Origin of the sequence: Polaromonas vacuolata, assembly GCF_012584515.1 — a bacterium.
In the GTDB taxonomy this organism is placed as follows: Bacteria; Pseudomonadota; Gammaproteobacteria; order Burkholderiales; family Burkholderiaceae_C; genus Polaromonas; species Polaromonas vacuolata.
On sequence record NZ_CP051461.1, the window covers coordinates 2,112,991 to 2,129,708 of the forward strand.

The 16,718-nt window shown below is 51.2% G+C and carries 15 protein-coding genes and 7 pseudogenes; 2 read left to right on the forward strand and 20 right to left on the reverse strand.

What is annotated here, in order from left to right; all coding sequences use genetic code 11:
* Positions 1–56: 56 nt before the first annotated feature.
* The 4 genes and pseudogenes from HC248_RS09680 to HC248_RS09695 form a co-directional block, all read right to left on the reverse strand.
* Complete coding sequence (locus HC248_RS09680) at positions 57–875, reverse strand: transglutaminase family protein (protein WP_168922319.1); 819 nt, start codon at positions 873–875, stop codon at positions 57–59.
* Positions 876–955: 80 nt separating this feature from the next.
* A pseudogene (locus HC248_RS09685) lies at positions 956–1,898 on the reverse strand (alpha-E domain-containing protein); the annotation flags it as partial.
* Positions 1,899–1,909: 11 nt separating this feature from the next.
* Positions 1,910–3,440, reverse strand: a pseudogene (locus HC248_RS09690) (circularly permuted type 2 ATP-grasp protein).
* 500 nt (positions 3,441–3,940) lie between these two features.
* Complete coding sequence (locus HC248_RS09695; protein WP_337778939.1) at positions 3,941–6,259, reverse strand: DNA internalization-related competence protein ComEC/Rec2; 2,319 nt, start codon at positions 6,257–6,259, stop codon at positions 3,941–3,943.
* Between the two features lie 299 nt (positions 6,260–6,558).
* Here HC248_RS09695 and HC248_RS09700 point away from each other — a divergent pair.
* A pseudogene (locus tag HC248_RS09700) lies at positions 6,559–7,652 on the forward strand (transglutaminase family protein); the annotation flags it as partial.
* On the opposite strand, the pseudogene clpS reads toward HC248_RS09700, so the two are convergent.
* From clpS to HC248_RS17985, 4 genes and pseudogenes are all read right to left on the reverse strand, one after another.
* Positions 7,608–7,972 (reverse strand): annotated as a pseudogene (clpS, locus tag HC248_RS09705) (ATP-dependent Clp protease adapter ClpS). The pseudogenes HC248_RS09700 and clpS overlap by 45 nt on opposite strands.
* A 202-nt stretch (positions 7,973–8,174) precedes the next feature.
* Positions 8,175–8,725: pseudogene (locus HC248_RS17975) on the reverse strand (isocitrate/isopropylmalate family dehydrogenase).
* Entirely contained in the window at positions 8,697–8,840 is a 144-nt protein-coding gene (locus HC248_RS17980) for an isocitrate/isopropylmalate family dehydrogenase (RefSeq protein WP_420371982.1), read from the reverse strand. The pseudogene HC248_RS17975 and the gene HC248_RS17980 overlap by 29 nt, the downstream one beginning before the upstream one ends.
* A 125-nt stretch (positions 8,841–8,965) precedes the next feature.
* On the reverse strand, positions 8,966–9,280 hold the full coding sequence (locus HC248_RS17985; protein ID WP_420371983.1) for an isocitrate/isopropylmalate family dehydrogenase: 315 nt from the start codon (positions 9,278–9,280) through the stop codon (positions 8,966–8,968).
* Between the two features lie 365 nt (positions 9,281–9,645).
* On the opposite strand from HC248_RS17985, the gene HC248_RS09715 reads away from it, so the two are divergent.
* Positions 9,646–9,840: a hypothetical protein gene (locus tag HC248_RS09715; protein WP_168920681.1), complete on the forward strand. Its 195-nt coding sequence runs from the start codon at positions 9,646–9,648 to the stop codon at positions 9,838–9,840.
* Here the strand turns inward: HC248_RS09715 and HC248_RS09720 are convergent.
* The 12 genes and pseudogenes from HC248_RS09720 to HC248_RS09745 form a co-directional block, all read right to left on the reverse strand.
* On the reverse strand, positions 9,832–9,990 hold the full coding sequence (locus HC248_RS09720) for a hypothetical protein (protein ID WP_168922320.1): 159 nt from the start codon (positions 9,988–9,990) through the stop codon (positions 9,832–9,834). The genes HC248_RS09715 and HC248_RS09720 overlap by 9 nt on opposite strands.
* A gap of 171 nt (positions 9,991–10,161) precedes the next feature.
* A pseudogene (locus tag HC248_RS17675) lies at positions 10,162–10,446 on the reverse strand (GMC oxidoreductase); the annotation flags it as partial.
* A 250-nt stretch (positions 10,447–10,696) separates the two neighbouring features.
* The gene (locus HC248_RS17680) at positions 10,697–10,888 is read right to left on the reverse strand and encodes a hypothetical protein (protein ID WP_238342594.1); all 192 of its coding nucleotides are present in this window, start codon (positions 10,886–10,888) and stop codon (positions 10,697–10,699) included.
* Positions 10,857–11,054, reverse strand: coding sequence for a GMC family oxidoreductase N-terminal domain-containing protein (locus HC248_RS17685; protein WP_238342595.1), 198 nt, complete (start codon positions 11,052–11,054; stop codon positions 10,857–10,859). Before HC248_RS17685 ends, HC248_RS17680 begins: the two co-directional genes overlap by 32 nt.
* Before the next feature lie 187 nt (positions 11,055–11,241).
* Positions 11,242–11,529 (reverse strand): GMC family oxidoreductase N-terminal domain-containing protein, encoded by a 288-nt coding sequence (locus HC248_RS17895; protein WP_337778940.1) that lies wholly within the window; start codon positions 11,527–11,529, stop codon positions 11,242–11,244.
* Between the two features lie 36 nt (positions 11,530–11,565).
* The gene (locus HC248_RS17900) at positions 11,566–11,730 is read right to left on the reverse strand and encodes an NAD(P)-binding protein (protein WP_337778941.1); all 165 of its coding nucleotides are present in this window, start codon (positions 11,728–11,730) and stop codon (positions 11,566–11,568) included.
* A gap of 32 nt (positions 11,731–11,762) precedes the next feature.
* Positions 11,763–13,237, reverse strand: a pseudogene (betB, locus tag HC248_RS09730) (betaine-aldehyde dehydrogenase).
* A gap of 66 nt (positions 13,238–13,303) precedes the next feature.
* Positions 13,304–13,696, reverse strand: a complete 393-nt coding sequence (locus HC248_RS17485; RefSeq protein ID WP_202882359.1) for a hypothetical protein — start codon at positions 13,694–13,696, stop codon at positions 13,304–13,306.
* Positions 13,641–13,970, reverse strand: coding sequence for an ATP-binding cassette domain-containing protein (locus tag HC248_RS17820; RefSeq protein ID WP_202882360.1), 330 nt, complete (start codon positions 13,968–13,970; stop codon positions 13,641–13,643). The genes HC248_RS17485 and HC248_RS17820 overlap by 56 nt, the downstream gene beginning before the upstream one ends.
* Entirely contained in the window at positions 13,913–14,419 is a 507-nt protein-coding gene (locus tag HC248_RS17825) for an ATP-binding cassette domain-containing protein (protein ID WP_202882361.1), read from the reverse strand. The genes HC248_RS17820 and HC248_RS17825 overlap by 58 nt, the downstream gene beginning before the upstream one ends.
* Before the next feature lie 63 nt (positions 14,420–14,482).
* Positions 14,483–15,325, reverse strand: coding sequence for a choline ABC transporter permease subunit (gene choW / locus HC248_RS09740; RefSeq protein ID WP_202882356.1), 843 nt, complete (start codon positions 15,323–15,325; stop codon positions 14,483–14,485).
* Positions 15,326–15,436: 111 nt separating this feature from the next.
* Positions 15,437–16,372 carry a choline ABC transporter substrate-binding protein gene (locus HC248_RS09745; protein WP_168922260.1) on the reverse strand — a complete coding sequence of 312 codons (936 nt, stop codon included), beginning with the start codon at positions 16,370–16,372 and terminating at the stop codon, positions 15,437–15,439.
* Positions 16,373–16,718 lie beyond the last annotated feature (346 nt).

Here is a 16,718-nt window from a genome sequence, read left to right on the forward strand (position 1 = left end):
AAAATCTCAGCCCAATGATTTCACAAATGATGGTCGCGAGAAAATACAAAAGATGCTCATACCTGCACGATGCTTATGCTTACCGTCATACTTTCCTCACCCCCGCCCTGCCGCACGCCTTTAATCGGCGGGCAGGCGTTGTAATCAGTCCCCATCGCGAGGCGTATGTGGCGCTGATCAATCAGGCAACTGTGCGTCACGTCAATACTGACCCAGCGCCGCGAGGCGACATCTAGGCAAACATCGACCCAAGCATGACTGGCCAAATCGGGCTCGTTTGCGGCGTAGAAATAACCACTGACATAGCGAGCTGGATAGCCCAAGCTACGGCAGACGGCAACCATGACGTGGGCTTGGTCTTGGCAAACACCGGCACCGGCCTCGAATGCTTGCATGGCAGTGGTGCTGACGTTGCTGCTGTTTTTACGATAACTCACCGCATTCGCCACACCCTGACTTAAGGCCAGCAAAGCCTGCAGGTCAGCGCTGCCGTCCACACTTTGGGCTAAAAATTGGCGGCCAAATTCAGCCAGTTTGAAATGCGGCTCAGCCAGTGCGGTTGCGCGCAGATAGAAATACGGTTGGGGCAAATTAGGTGCATCGACGAATTCGGGCACACCCAAGGTTTCAATATCGCCAGCAGCGTTAACCAGACTCCAGCGAACGTTGTCACTCTCGCTCGCCACCAAGGTGTAGTCTTCAATCGTATTACCAAAGGCATCTTGCTGACGAAACAGTTTTTTCGGCGCGCCGACACTCCAAAACAATACGTTTTGAGACGGGCCGGACGAAGGCGTTAGCCACAGTGTTTGCAGCGCGTAACGTAGCGGCAAGGTGTAGCGGTAATCAGTGACATGGCGGACGTGAAGTTTCATAGGCGGCTCATAGCCAATCGATGCCGCATATGATTTATAGCCACTTGAAAAATAATACTCAAGCCGTCACCGGCACCAAAAAATTCACGGCTAATGTGTGCACCCAACTCGTTGACACGGTCTAAAAATTGTGTCAAAAAGGCATGTAATCCGGTTGCCAAAATTTCGTCGATGCGGGCATATTGCAGATCGGCGCGTAATTTTCCAGCACGGCGTTGAGTCTCGCTAAACGTGTCATTCGTGACCAACGCCAAATTGGTAATGACTTCATTTAAACAACCTAGCAGCGAGCGCGGCATATCTGGGCGCAATATCAGCAATTCGGCCACGCATTCCGGCTTGATCACATCGCGATAAACCTTACGGTAGACCTCAAACGCAGAAACGCTGCGCAAAATCGCACTCCAGTGATAAAAATCATATTCCTGACCGTGGGCATTATCGACACCAAAAAAGTCACCATGCACGGCGTTGAATTTGACATCCACCAATCTTGCGGTGTTGTCAGCGCGCTCTAAAAATGTGCCGAGACGCAAAAAGTGAAACGCTTCATCTTGCAGCATAGTGCCCATGGTGACGCCACGCGACAAGTGAGAGCGAAACTTGACCCATTCAAAAAAATTGCGCTGGGTCACGCTCAAAATCACTGCCCTTGAGCATGCGTGAGACTTCCAAATAGGTCTGGTTCTCGGTCTCCCAGACTTCTGTCGTCAAGGTGCCGCGTACGGCGCGTGCGTTTTCTCTGGCATTTTTCAGGCAAGAGATGATGCTTGAGGAGTTTTTCTCATCCCTCACCATGAAATCCATCACATCGCGCGGAATGATTTTTTTGCCGTATTTGGCGGCATAACTTGGCGTGAGTTCGCTAATCGTGAGCAAACCTTCCCAGCCGACTTGAGCGACAGCGGCGGATTGGGGCAACAAAGAAGTCTGATAGTTGACGTCGAGCATACGAGCGGTGTTTTCAGCGCGCTCGGTGTAACGGGACATCCAAAATAAATGGTCGGCAGTGCGTGAAAGCATGGTCTAAATCCTTAGCTTTGAGCTTGTGTCGTGGTGGGTGCCATGGCTGGCATAGGCGGCATGGAGGACATCGGTGTCATTGGATTCATGGCCGGCAAACTAGCGCCAGCCTCTATCACCCAAGTGTCTTTTGTGCCACCACCTTGGGAGGAATTCACCACCAAAGAGCCTTCTTTGAGTGCCACCCGAGTCAGGCCACCCGGCACGATTTGCACGTCTTTACCACTCAGCACAAAAGGCCTTAAGTCCAGATGGCGTGGCGCAATACCGCTTTCAACATAAGTTGGACAAGTCGATAAACTCAGCGTTGGTTGAGCGATGTAACCGGACGGGTTGGCCAGCAGAGCGGCGCGAAAACTCCTCAATTTCTGCTGCCGTCGAAGCAGGCCCACCAACATGCCATAGCCACCTGCTCCATGCACTTCTTTGACGACCAAATCTTTCAGGTTGGCCAAGGTGTATTTGAGGTCTTCCGTGTTGCGGCACATAAAAGTGGGCACATTTTTAAGAATGGGTTTTTCGCCGAGATAAAACTCAATCATTTTGGGCACATAGGGATAGATGGACTTGTCGTCAGCTATACCCGTGCCTATCGCGTTGCACAAAGCCACATTGCCGCTGCGATAAACGTTGAGCAGGCCGGCGCAACCTAAAGTGGAACTTGGCCTAAATGCCAGTGGGTCGAGGAAGTCGTCATCGAGCCTGCGGTAAATCACGTCAACACGTTTGGGTCCGCGCGTTGTGCGCATATATACGAAGTTATCTTTGACGAATAAGTCCTGACCTTCAACTAATTCAACACCCATTTGTTGGGCTAAAAACGCATGTTCAAAATACGCCGAGTTATACATGCCTGGGGTAAGCACAACCACAGTTGGGTCGGCGGTTGCCGGTGGTGCTGAAGCGCGCAGCGTCTCTAACAACATGTCGGGATAGTGGGCTACTGGAGCGACGCTGTTTTCGCTGAATAAATCAGGAAACAGACGCATCATCATTTTGCGGTTTTCCAGCATGTAGCTCACGCCGCTAGGCACGCGCAAATTGTCTTCCAGCACATAGTATTCGCCTACGCCGGTTGGCGTCTGGTGCGCGAACAATATCGATACCGCTAATTTGCGAGTAGACATTGTTCGGTACATCAACACCCATCATTTCAGGTCGGAACTGAGCATTTTGGAAAATCTGCTCGGAAGGCACAATACCGGCCTTGAGAATTTCTTGATCGTGGTAGACGTCGTGGATAAAACGATTTAATGCTGTGGTGCGCTGTATCAAGCCTTTTTCCATGCTGACCCACTCATGGGATGGAATGATGCGAGGTATCAAGTCGAACGGTATTAGTCGCTCTGTACCAGAGCCATCTTCATCTTTTGCGCCATAAACAGCGAAGGTTATGCCGACACGTCGAAAAATCATCTCAGCTTCAGCGCGCTTGGCCTTCATGGTGTCCTGCGGTTGGCGCAAAAGCCAGCGTTGATAACCTTGGTAGTGCGCTCTAACACTGTCTGCGCTTGCATTCATTTCATCAAACATCTGACTCATGTCCTTTTTATCCAACGGGGTTGTTTAGGCAGGTTTTCCCTCGACTTTAGCCTGCAATTTGTATGCCAAAGCTTTAAGCCCAACTATTTTTTTTTACTATCGGAAACCTCTGACAAGTCAATGCCAACAAGGCTTACAGCTTAATGACTCTATGGCCTAAACACCTAGGGGTTCACCCTCGGTGGTGCGATCAACTTCACGTCAATCGGATCGTATTAATGGTTTAGCAATCAATTCCTGCATAGGCACTTGATGCTGCCAATAATGCGGCTCTAATTGACGCTGACACAATATCTGCAAAGGCTGACTGCTACGCCACAAAGCTGCGCCACACGAGGTGTAGCGAAAAACTTGCATACCGCGATCCTCGTAACGCTGCAATCACACTGCTCGCGGGTGACCAAAACGGTTGCGATAACCCGTTTGAGCCAGCGCCAACGGCGCCTGAACAGCATCAAGGAAAGCAGCACTAGACGAGGTCTTACTGCCATGGTGGGGTACTAGCAAAAAGTCAGCCTTGAGTTTGACTTTGAGAGCGAATCACTGAGTAAGCGACGTTCCTGCGCCACCTCCATATCACCGGTTAACAAAGCGCTGTTCACACCATTCGAGACGCGCAACACACAACTCATGGCATTTGGTTTAAGGCTTTGCGCGTAATCAATTGGCAGTGGATTGAGAATTTCGAAATCCACCCCATCCCAGCGCCAGTGCTGACCTGTTTGGCAACGCTTTGCAGGGCGTAAGGCCTGCAGTGTATGGCCATCCTCAATCGAGCTGAGCAAACTAGCCTGAGGCTGCATCGTCAGAATTGCCGCTGCACCACCAGAATGATCAATGTCGCGGTGGCTAAGCACCAGCATGTCGATGCGTTCACCCAACGCTCTGAGCAGTGGCACTAAAACCCGATTGCCGGCATCGCTTTCGCGCGAAAAGCGCGGCCCGCTGTCATAAACAAGACTGTGGTGTTGGGTTCGCACCAACAAAGCATTGCCCTGACCGATGTCAGCACCAAGCACGTCAAACTGCCCAGTATTTGGGCGTACTGGTTGCCATAACAGCACCGGTAGCATTAAAGGCAAACCTAAACCGCGCCAATGCCAAGGCAGCTTCATGGCCATCAGCAAGCCTCCCATCACACCGGCTACTGCGCACCACAAAGGAGCAGCCGCAACGTTAATACTGGCCCATGACCAGCTAGCTAGCCACTGCAAATAAAGCGCTAACGCACTGGCTGCAAGGGCTGCAGCATCCCAGAGCGGTGACCACAGCACACCCAGCATAGCCAAGGGCGTGAGCACCAATGTCACCCATGGAATCGCCAACGCATTAGCCAGCAAGCCGAGCACCGAAACTTGGTTAAACAGCAACAGTGAGAGCGGCGTAAGCGCCAGCGTAACCACCCACTGCTCGCGCGCGGCCTTGGCCAGCCCCGCCAAGGTTGACTTAATAAAGCCAACAACACATAAGTATCCACGTCCCCAAATTGATCTTACGCAGAGGTCTGTAGTTTGCGTATTTGTCTGCCTTGGCCTTACAGCGCCCGATTCGGGATCGCTGGCGAACAACACGCCAACGGCAACAAAAGAAAGCCAAAACCCAGCTTGCATCAAGGCCCATGGATCAAACATCAACACCAGCGCCATGGCCAACAACCAAACCAAAGGCCATGGCCATTGGCGTGCACTTAAGCGAAGCAGCATCACAGTAGCCAACATAAGTATGGTGCGCTGAGCCGGCACACCCCAACCCGAAAATAAGGCATACAGGGCAGCCAGCCCCAAGCCGCCGAACGCACCCGCAGTGGGTGCCGCCAGCCACAGACAAAGTCGCCAGCCTAGTTGCGCAGAGCGCTTCCACAAAGCGTTGATAAGGCGCGCCGCCAGCCAAGCGAACATGGTGATGTGTAGACCCGAAATACTCATTAAATGCGCCACGCCGGTAGCCCTAAACACCGCCCAGTCGTGTTGATCTATAGCGCCCTGATCGCCCACGACAAGCGCCGCCAACATACCCGCGAGTTGACGATCTGCCACGCGCTCAAAAATAGCCTCCCGCACCGACTGGCGCGCCCGCTCCACCGGATGGGCCCAACTGTCGCTGATTTTTTGTGGCGCAACGTCACGCAGACCTGCACGCACATAAGCGCTGGCTTGCAAGTTTTGCTCCCATAGCCAGAGTTCATAGTCAAAGCCGTAAGGGTTGCTCGCGCCGTGAGGAGCTTTTAAGCGCAGCGTCATGCGCCAGCGCTCACCAGCCCTTAGCACTTGGGGTTGTTGTTCCAGCTCGAACAGAGTTTCTGGCAATAGAAAGCTAGGGGTGCTAATGGAATTAGAGGAGTTAGATCCAGCTTGCGCAGGCACAGCAAACTGACCTAGACCAAAACCGCTGTACCAGCCTACATAAATTTGCGCTGGCAATTGCACTGGCTGACCGGCCAGCAGAGCCGTCTCTGTCTGAAAGCGAAAACGCAGTGCGTCTTCTGACACTTCAGGCATGGCTTGGACGAGGCCCGTCACCACAATATCCTTGCCCTCCAGCGCTGGATTGAGTGCAGTGCGAAGAAAAATAACGCTACGCAAACCCGTCAGCCCAAAACTTAGCGCTAAACACACTGCCAGCGACAAAGCCCAAGACAACGCCAACGCTGGCCCAGCCCTAGGGTTGCCCCGCCTTTGCAGCCAGCAAAGCCATAGCAACGACAGCGCCGCAAAAACTAGGTTGGCGAGGTAAACGTTGACCTCAAAAAGGCTAGCTTGCCTAAGCTGCAACATCACACCTGCGATCAGACCGAACAAAGACAAAAAGGTCTTACCCAAATGTGCTGTTGCGCAAAATGCAGAGCATAAAAGTTGATTAAAGAGCAGCCTCACACAAGTGTTCCAGCTTGAATTAGTGCGACCCGTTTGGGCTTAGCTGGCAGACAATAAATCAAAATTGGCCGAATACAAACTGATGGCCCAGCTCTTGCTACAGTTGTACTAAATAAAAAACCCTCAATCCGGCACGCAAGCGATGCGTCAATACAATGTTTTGTTACTTTGTTCAGCGCCCGGCCCACCAAAACCAGCCCCAGCGTTTTCCACGTGCCCGTTAAACCCTGAAAAGCGAGATTGCCTTGTCCATTCACGTTGCCCTTAGCCATATCACCCATTACAAATACGACCGACTCGTCACTTTGGGCCCACAAATTGTCAGACTGCGGCCCGCGCCTCACAGCCGTACACAAATACTTTCTTACTCGCTCAAGATTGAGCCGCTAGACCACTTCATCAATTGGCAACAAGATCCCTTTGCCAACTACCAAGCAAGGCTGGTGTTTGCCAAGCCAACACGCGAATTCAAAGTCACGGTCGACATGGTGGTCGACATGGTGGTGCTCAACCCGTTTGACTTTTTCCTAGAGCCTGAGGCTGAAGAGTTCCCCTTCAAGTACCAAAGCGCGATGCAAAAAGAACTCGCGCCCTATTTGGTCACCGAACCCGCAACGCCGCTGCTGCAAGCATATTTAGACAAAATTGATTTAACGCCTAGGCGAACCAATGATTTTTAGTCAGCGTCAACCAAGGCCTGCAGCAAGCAATTGCCTACTCCATACGCATGGAACCGGGCGTGCAAACACCAGAAGAAACGCTCACATTGGCCTGCGGTTCATGCCGCGATACCGGCTGGCTAATGGTGCAATTGTTTCGCCACTTAGGCCTAGCCGCGCGCTTTGTCTCGGGCTACCTGATTCAACTCAAAGCCGACGTCAAGTCGCTTGATGGCCCTAGCGGCGCAGAAGCCGACTTCACCGACCTACATGCTTGGTGCGAAGTATTTTTGCCAGGCGCAGGTTGGGTTGGACTAGACCCCACTTCTGGCCTGATGGCGGGCGAAGGTCACATCCCACTGGCTTGCACGCCAGACCCATCAAGCGCAGCGCCTATCGAAGGCGGCGTAGATGAGTCTGAAGTTGAGTTCGCACACCATATGGGTGTGCAGCGTATTTTTGAATCCCCACGTGTCACCATGCCATACACCGAGGCGCAATGGGCTGATGTGTTAGCCCTTGGCGAGGCAGTCGACCGTGATTTACTCGCCGGTGATGTACGCCTAACCATGGGCGGCGAGCCAACCTTTGTCGCCACTAACGACCGCGATGCGGGTGAGTGGAATATCGACGCATTAGGCCCGACCAAACGCGGCTACGCAACAGAACTGGTGAAAAGACGCTTCGGTAACTTGGTCAACTTTGGTAGCCGCAACATCGCGCGAAAACACACACCGCATATTCCTTTGCCATCTAGATGAATTTTGAGCATGATCTGCGTCGCAGTTTCCATGTCCTTATTAAAAAATTCCTGAATCACCATCACAACGAACTCCATAGGGGTGTAGTCGTCGTTGAGGAGTACCACTTGGTACATCTGAGGGGGCTGAGTCTTAAGCGGTAAACGCTCGAGTACAACTGCGTCACCACCGCGCCCATCATCGGGTTTAGTAAGCGGCACAGAAGGTGGCGTTGGAGTCTTGGGGGGTTTGGTTACCATAAAAATCATTCTATCCATCGCCAAAGTACTGTGCATAGTGTGGGGTGATGTAGGTTAAGGATACAGCTGATGCTGATCTAAACTAATTCAAGGCTTTTGAGCTAGCAAGATTTAACAAAAAAGAATTACGCATCATGAGGCCAAAAAAAACCGCCGCGGAAACTACTTCCGGGCGGTTGGACTGCAGAGCAGACCGGGAAAATTACAGATGATCAATCATGACGTCGCCGAAACCGGAGCAGCTAACTTGGGTAGCGCCTTCCATGAGGCGAGCAAAGTCATAGGTGACTTTCTTGGAGTTAATTGAACGTTCCATGGACTTGATCATCAAGTCAGCAGCTTCTGTCCAACCCATGTGGCGCAGCATCATTTCGGCCGACAAGATGAGTGAGCCTGGATTCACATAGTCTTTACCTGCGTATTTTGGTGCAGTACCGTGCGTGGCTTCAAACATGGCGATGGTGTCGCTCAAGTTTGCACCGGGAGCAATGCCAATGCCGCAACTTGGGCTGCCAAGGCATCAGAGACATAGTCGCCATTGAGGTTGAGCGTGGCAATCACGCTGTACTCGGATGGACGCAACAAAATTTGCTGCAAAAATGCATCAGCAATTACGTCCTTGATGATGATTTCTTTACCAGTCTTTGGATTTTTGAACTGGCACCATGGGCCACCGTCAATCAATTCAGCGCCAAATTCAGTTTGTGCCAGTGCGTAAGCCCAATCACGGAAACCACCTTCGGTGAATTTCATGAATGTTGCCCTTGTGCACAATGGTCACGCTTGGCTTGTCATTGTCGATAGCATATTGAATGGCTTTGCGCATCAAACGCTCAGTACCTTCGCTGGAGACTGGGTTTAATGCCAATGCCTGAAGTTTCTGGAAAACGGATCTTAGTCACGCCCATCTCATCTTGCAGGAACTTAATCAGCTTTTTAGCTTTGTCGCTGCCAGACTCAAATTCGATACCTGCATAGATGTCTTCCGAATTTTCACGGAAGAATGACCATATTGGTTTTATGCGGCTCTTTGACGGGCGAAGGCACGCCAGCGAAATACTGGATTGGGCGCAAGCAAACGAACAAATCGAGCTGCTGACGTAAGGCTACGTTAAGGCTACGGATACCGCCGCCTACAGGAGTGGTCAAAGGACCTTTAATCGAGACAACGTAGTCGCGCACTGCGCTAAGGGTTTCTTCCGGTAGCCAAACGTCAGGGCCATAGACTTTGGTTGACTTTTCGCCAGCGAAAACTTCCATCCAATGAATTTTTTTTCTTACCGGCATAAGCCTTGGCAACAACGGCATCAACCACTTTGATCATCACAGGGGTTATGTCTACGCCAGTGCCATCGCCTTCGATGAAGGGAATGATTGGCTCATTAGGCACATTGAAGTGAATTGTCGGCGTTAACCGTGATTTTTTGGCCCTGTGCAGGAACCTTTATATGCTGATACATGTGCGAGTCTCCAGTTAGCCTGAGCGGAGTACATGTTCATTCCGCTTTCTAGCAGTTTTCAGTGATAACTTATAAATTCTAGTCGTAAACACAAACAGTAAAAAAATATGTACACCGGCTGTCAACCGAATGAGAACTGACCTCGTTTACATTAACAGCTTCGAAATTTCGAAGTAGTTTTTTTCTAACAACGTTATTTCAGGAAATATCCAAATGAACAAAAATCCTTGCTGTCTTGATCTCTGGTCTGTTTGCTGCTGGTGCATTTTGCACAAGCTCCTGCTGTTAAAGCTTCTGCTGCTGCTGCTCCTGCAAAAGCAATGGCTGCTCCAGCTGTTAAAGCTGAAGCTGCTCCAATGGCTAAAGCCGAAGCCGCTCCAATGGCAAAATCTTCGATGGCTAAGCTGAAAAGCCAGCTAAAGCACCAAAAATGACTAAAGAAGAAAAAGCTGCCGCTAAAAAAGCAAAAGCTGAAGCCGCTCCTGCTGCTAAAGCATCTGCTGCTAAGTAATTCTTAGCGCCTAAGAATAAAAGCCCGCCTTGGCGGGCTTTTTGCATTGCGAAGCGGTTTATTGACAAACGTCATAAAAATGATGCAAGCGCTACCGATCAAGAATGCGTTAGCGACATAGGTTCAACTTTAAAGTAAGCCGCTTGGCTACGCTGCAACGGTGAACGTCCGCGGATGAGGTCTGCAATTTTTCTCCGCAATCATGACAGTGGGAGCATTTAAAGTTGCCAGTGACAATCTGCGGCATGATGGACGCGTCCACCACACGCAGAGCTTGTATTTCCGTGCACACGGCCCTGCGCATCAACCACGGCCATGTCGTCATAGCCCATGGCATTGCTGCCGCAAGGATGGTAGGAAGTCTCGGCGTTTTGACGCACAAATTCATCCAACTCAGCATCGGTCTGCACGCCCTCACCCGGGCTGATTTCTTTACCGGTGTAAGCCGCCATCGCAGGCTGGCGCATGATCTCACGGGTGATCCGAATCCCGGTGCGAAATTCAGTCCAGTCTTTGCTCGGTTCGACATGTAGTTAAACAAAATGCTGGGGTGATCATGTGGGTCTTTTGAGCGCAGGTGAACATGACCTCGGCTAGGTGAACGCATGGAACCCATATGCGCCCCTGAAAGCCCATGAACCTTAATTGGTTTGCTACCGTTGTAGTTGATAGCTATCGGCAAAAAAATGGTACTGAATATTCGGCCAATCAAACTTCTCAGATGAGCGAATAAATCCACCGGCTTCAAACTGGTTACTGGCACCCATGCCGCTGTTTAAGAAACAACCATTGCGCGCCAATCGCAGGCTGATTCATTAGTTTGAGAGAATCCACTACAGAGACTGGTTGAAGACATTCATATTGCTGGTAGACCTCTAAGTGGTCCTGCAAATTAGCGCCAACACCCGGCAAGTCATGAATGACGGCTATGTCGAGACCACGCAATAAGTCGCCGGGACCAACACCAGAAGCGCTGCAGAATCTGCGGTGAAGCAATTGCGCCAGAGCACAACAAGACTTCGCGCTTAGCACTGACGTTCTGCGGTTGATCTTTGTGTAGATAGGCCACGCCTACAGCACGCAGACCAGAAAAAATAATACGGTCAGTCACCGCATGCGTGACTATGGTTAAGTTAGGCCGGTGTTTTGGCCTGATCTAAGTAACCACGCGAGGTGCTGGCACGCCGACCTTCTGGCGTCGTTCGTTCGGTCCATGGGACCAAAACCCTCTTGCTGATAACCGTTCAGATCGTCGGTGCGCGGATAGCCCGCTTGCACACCGGCTTCGCACATCGCTTTCAAACAAAACGTTGTTGCCCGCCTTTCGGAGTGGTCACGCTTAATGGACCGCTGTCCCCGTGATAGTCATTAGCGCCAATATCGCGCGTTTCGGCTTTTCTAAAATACGGCAGGCAATCGGCGTAAGACCAGTCCTCTAGTCCAGCGCGTTGCGCCCAACCGTCATAGTCCATGGCGTTGCCGCGTATGTAGCACATGCCGTTAATGAGAGATGAGCCGCCTAAGCCCTTGCCGCGACCCGCACTCCATGCGGCGGTTGCCCATATGCGGTTCGGGTTCAGTTTCATAGGCCCAGTTATAGCGCTTGCCTTGCAGCGGAAAAGCTAAAGCAGCTGGCATTTGGGTGCGGAAATCAAACCGGTAGTCTGGGCGCCAGCTTCTAGCAGCAGCACGCTAACGTCAGCGTCTTCGCTCAGACGTGCGGCCAGCACATTACCGGCTGAGCCTGCGCCAATAATGATGTAGTCGTATTGAGCTTGTTTAGTCATAGTGTTAATTCTTTCTGCGATAGCTTGAGCATTTAAAACACCGAGGCGTAATCACCCAGTTCTACTTGAATAGACTTGTTACGGGTGTAGTGGCGCAAGGTCTCCTGACCGTTTTCGCGTCCAACGCCGGACTGTTTATAGCCGCCCACTGGCATCTCGGCGGCGGATTCGCCCCATGTATTAATCCAGCAAATTCCAGCATCTAGTTGATGAATCACGCGGTGCGCACGATTAAGGTCGGCAGTCATCAAGCCTGCGGCTAGACCGTAAGGTGTGTTGTTGGCTCGGAAAATAACCTCGGCTTCATCTTCAAAGCCCAAAATACACATGACTGGGCCAAAAACCTCTTCCTTGACCATGGTCATGTCATCACTGCAATCCGTAAAAAACCGTCGCTTGCACAAAAGAGCCTTGTCCCAATACGCCACTCATTTCGCGCTCGCCACCAATCAGCAGTTTGGCGCCTTGGGACTTGCCCAATTTGATGTAACGCAGCACGTTTGCCATGTGAGCCGCGCTCACTAACGGACCAAAATTGGTATCCATGACTTGCGGATCGCCCATGCGAATACGGCGTACGCGTTCTAGTACTTTGCTTTCAAAACTGGCTTTAACGGATTGATGCACGAACACTCGGGTTGCGTTGGTGCAGACCTGGCCTGAACTATAGAAGTTGGCCATCATGGCTACGTCGGCGGCTCTGTCCAAATCGGCATCGGCAAACACGATCAGAGGCGACTTACCGCCTAACTCCATAGTCACTTCTTTCAGCGTAGAGCTAGACGCGCTGGCCATCACTTTTTTGCCCGTTACAGTGCCACCGGTAAAGGAAATTTTCTCAATACCAGCGTGTTCCGTCAGCCAAGTGCCTACGCTGGCACCGGGACCATTGAGTACGTTAAATACGCCATCTGGCAGACCCGCTTCGGTGTAGATTTCAGCCAACTTTAAAGTGCTCAGTGGCGTGAACTCACTGGGTTTGAAGACCATGGCGTTGCCAGCAGCCAATGCTGGCGCCGATTTCCAAAGCGCGATTTGTATCGGGTAATTCCATGCGCCAATACCAGCCACAACGCCTAATGGCTCGCGGCGGGTGTAGACAAAAGAGTTAGCGCGCAGCGGCACTTGTAGGCCTTCAATACTGGGCGCTAGGCCAGCGTAATACTCCAGCACATCGGCGCCGGTCACAATATCTACAAAGCGAGTTTTCAGACACGGGTTTACCGGTATCTAAGGTTTCTAAATCTGCGAGTTCATCGTTGCGTTCACGCAAAATCTCGACCGCCCGGCGCAGCACTCGGCTGCGCTCCATCGCCGTAAAAGCGGCCCACACACGCTGACCTTTTGTGGCGCTGGCAACGGCTCGTTCTACGTCTTGTTGCGACGCAGCTTGTACCTGCGCTAAAACTTCGCCAGTGGCAGGATTCAGGGTTGTAAAGACTTCACCGCTGGTGGCGTCTACGCGCGCACCGTGGATATAAAGTTGTTGAATTGAAATTGCGGGCATCTCAGGCCTCCTAAAAAATTAAATCGATGGATGCCGGTAAGGGGATGCCGACCGGCATGTGGGTCATCAGCCCATGGCTTTGCCTAGCAAGGCGTGGTAGAGCTCGCGGTCACCGAGAATACCGACCACCTTATCTCCTTGACGCAGCATTATTTTTTGACCGGTTTGGTAGCGAATTTGAACCGCGTCACGCATGCCGATATCGGCATTCACCAATGTAGGCAGCGATTGCAAAGCCTCCAATGGCTCACCGCTTGTCCAAGATTGCGGAGGCAACACTCGATCGCCACGGCGCAAGCGCTCAAGCCCTCCTTGCTGATTTAGCGTGAGCCATATGTCTCCTTGATCATCGAGACAAATCTCGCCGCCTTGAGTATCACAAGCCTCAATCGGACGCATCAAGCTATGGCCGCTGAGCACATTCAAGGGATTGGTAATGCGCGACGAATGAACGCACATAGTCGTCAGCTGGACTTAAAACAATTTCTTCCGGCTTGCCCCGCTGAACAATCACTCCACCTTTCATGATGGCAATATGAGTGCCTATCTTTAGCGCCTCATCTAAGTCGTGGCTGACAAACACTATGGTCTTGTTTAGCTTGTGTTGCAGTTCCAGCAACTCGTTCTGTAAGCCTTGGCGGATTAAAGGATCAAGTGCCGAGAAAGGCTCATCCATTAACAAAATATCAGCATCCATTGCCAACGCACGCGCCAAGCCCACGCGCTGTTGCATGCCGCCGGACAACTCGTCCGGTCGCTTGTCTCGCCACTTGCGTCAAGCTCACCAACTCTAGCTTTTCGTTGACCAGTTTTTTTACGCTCGGCGGACGGGCGACCTTGCATTTCTAGACCGAAGCTAATGTTCTCCGCTACTGTCAGCCAAGGCATTAAAGCGAACTTTTGAAACACCATGGCGATACGCTTGGTGCGCATAGCTTTAAGCATAGCGGCCGAGCAGTTGGCGATATCAACTTCAGCGCCTTCATGCTCAATTAGTAGCCGGCCGCGGCTGACGGTATTTAAACCGTTAATACAACGCAGCAAACTCGATTTACCTGAGCCCGACAGTCCCATCAGCACGCAAATCTCGCCACGCTGCACGGTTAGGTTGGCGTTTTGAACACCGACGGTTTGTCCGGTCTGCTTAAAAATCTCATCGCGTGTCAGTCCTTGGTCCAACAAGTCCAGCGCAACTTTCGGCTGCGGTGAAAAAAACGACGTCTACGTTTTCAATATTGATCATGCTCATTGCGCACCTCCCCGGCTGGGTATGCGCTGCTTGCAAACGCGGTCAAGAATAATAGCTAGCAGCACGATGGCCAGACCGGCTTCAAAGCCAACAGCAATATCTGCAGTGTTCAAAGCGCGCACAACCGGTTTGCCAAGACCGTCAGCGCCAACCAAAGCCGCCACCACCACCATGGACAAGGACAACATAATGCATTGCGTTATACCGGCCGAGATACTCGGCATGGCATGCGGCAACTCAATGCGCATTAACAGTTGATGGCGTGAGCAGCCAAAGGCTTTGCCCGCGTCCATGAGTTCTGCAGGCACATCATGAATGCCGAGATAGGTCAGACGAATAGGTGCTGCGACGGCAAAAACGACCGTCGAAATTAAGCCTGGAACAACGCCCAAACCAAACAAAGTCAAGGTTGGAATCAAGTAGACAAAAGTAGGCACCGTCTGCATCAGATCCAGCAGTGGTTGCATAACCGTATAAAAGACCGGTTTATGTGCGGCATAAATACCCAGCGGTACGCCTATCAGCACACAAACAAAGGTGGCGAACAGCACTTGTGCCAACGTCTCTATTGTTTCTTGCCAATAACCTAAGTTCAAAATCAAGAGAAATGAAGCGACTACAAACAAGGTCAGCATCCATTTACGCTGGATTAGGTGGGCCAACAAACCAAATAAGCCTATCAACACCAACGGGTTGAGCCAAAGCAAACCGTCTGTGACGGTATGAATGCTGGTTTCAAGTACGTCGGCGAAAGTATCAAAGTAGTCGGCCCCGTGAAGAGTCAGCCAATCAACGAAGTCAGCCATAACCTCGCCCAGCGGAATTTTGTAATTATTCATAATATTTAAAAAAATCGCCCACTCGCGCTTCGTGAGTGGGCGGGAGCGCCTTGACGCTAAGAAGTTGCCAACGTGCGGCCCTCAGCACGCTGTGGTTTTACGGCGCTAGTCTTATTTAGCAAGCGCAGTTTTCACGGCTTTCAAACCTGGCTTACCGTCAAAAGTGGTGACACCAGATAACCAAGCATCTAAGGCCATGGGGTTGGCCTTGAGCCAGACTTTGGCGGCTTGAGCTGGCGTTTTGTCACCATTGAGCACAGCATCCATCAAGAAATTCTCAGCCTTGAGGGTAAAAGCCAAATTGGTTAGCAGCTTGCCGACGTTGGCACATTCTTGAACGTAGCCTTTGCGCACGTTGGTGAAAATAGTTGCGCCGCCTAAATTCGGGCCAAACACATCGTCACCGCCTTCAAGATATTTGATCTTGAAGCGGCTATTCATGGGATGCGGCTCCCAACCCAGAAACACTACCCATTTATTGCGACGCTCAGCGCGTTGCACTTGTGAAAGCATGCCCGCTTCGCTGGACTCGACAATTTTGAAGCTACCCAGTCCAAACATGTTTTTATCAATCATGCCTTGAATCAAACGGTTGCCGTCGTTACCGGGCTCGATACCGTAGATTTTTCCACCCAGCTTATCTTCAAACTTGGCGATATCGGAGAAAGTCTTTAAACCAGCTTCGTAAGCTTCGGCAGAAACTGCCAAGGTGTACTTAGCGCCTTCTAAATTAGCACGCACGGTTTCTACACTGCCGTTATCGCGGTAGGCCTTGATATCGGCTTCCATTGTCGGCATCCAATTGCCCAAAAACACGTCGATGTCATTGTTCTCAAGCGACTTGTAAGTCACAGGAACAGAGGTCAAATCGGTTGTGGTGGTGTAGCCCAAAGACTTTAAAACAGTGCTGGTCAATGCAGTGGTCACCGTGATGTCTGTCCAGCCTACGTCGGCAAAGCGCACAGCTTTGCAAGAGGCCGGCTCGCCCGCATGGGCGAACAGAGGCAGGCAAAGGGCTGCCAGCAGCATGGAACTGGAAATTTTCATTGGAGAGGTCCTGTAGAGTTGAATGCATTAGAAAGATCTGAGGACCTTTGGTGACAATCAATAAGAGGTTGTAGGGAAGTCAATCCCCATAAAGTTCGGCGCTTAGGCCAGACGAAATAGAGCGTCAAATGATGCGCAAGGCAAAGGAAAATGCACTGTACGAAATAATCACGACTTAAATAACTTCAAATATTATCAATCAGGGCAAACTTTTTGCCAGGATGAAATCTCCATCATTCCTGTAGTCTTTAGCCGATGATTTCGCTCTGACGTCAATTGGGCATCAATTGGAGCATCAAATACATATTTCGCAGGCCCAATATCTAAACTGTAAAGCTATATTTTA

Coding starts and splice junctions, on each gene's coding strand:
- HC248_RS17895 (WP_337778940.1), bottom strand. CDS start 11,529: ATGAAACTGAACCCGAACCGCATATGGGCAACCGCCGCATGGAGTGCG.
- HC248_RS17985 (WP_420371983.1), bottom strand. CDS start 9,280: ATGCCGTTGTTGCCAAGGCTTATGCCGGTAAGAAAAAAAATTCATTGG.
- HC248_RS09720 (WP_168922320.1), bottom strand. CDS start 9,990: ATGCAAAAAGCCCGCCAAGGCGGGCTTTTATTCTTAGGCGCTAAGAAT.
- HC248_RS17900 (WP_337778941.1), bottom strand. CDS start 11,730: ATGACTAAACAAGCTCAATACGACTACATCATTATTGGCGCAGGCTCA.
- choW (WP_202882356.1), bottom strand. CDS start 15,325: ATGAATAATTACAAAATTCCGCTGGGCGAGGTTATGGCTGACTTCGTT.
- HC248_RS17820 (WP_202882360.1), bottom strand. CDS start 13,970: ATGCAACAGCGCGTGGGCTTGGCGCGTGCGTTGGCAATGGATGCTGAT.
- HC248_RS09680 (WP_168922319.1), bottom strand. CDS start 875: ATGAAACTTCACGTCCGCCATGTCACTGATTACCGCTACACCTTGCCG.
- HC248_RS17485 (WP_202882359.1), bottom strand. CDS start 13,696: ATGTGCGTTCATTCGTCGCGCATTACCAATCCCTTGAATGTGCTCAGC.
- HC248_RS09715 (WP_168920681.1), top strand. CDS start 9,646: ATGAACAAAAATCCTTGCTGTCTTGATCTCTGGTCTGTTTGCTGCTGG.
- HC248_RS09745 (WP_168922260.1), bottom strand. CDS start 16,372: ATGAAAATTTCCAGTTCCATGCTGCTGGCAGCCCTTTGCCTGCCTCTG.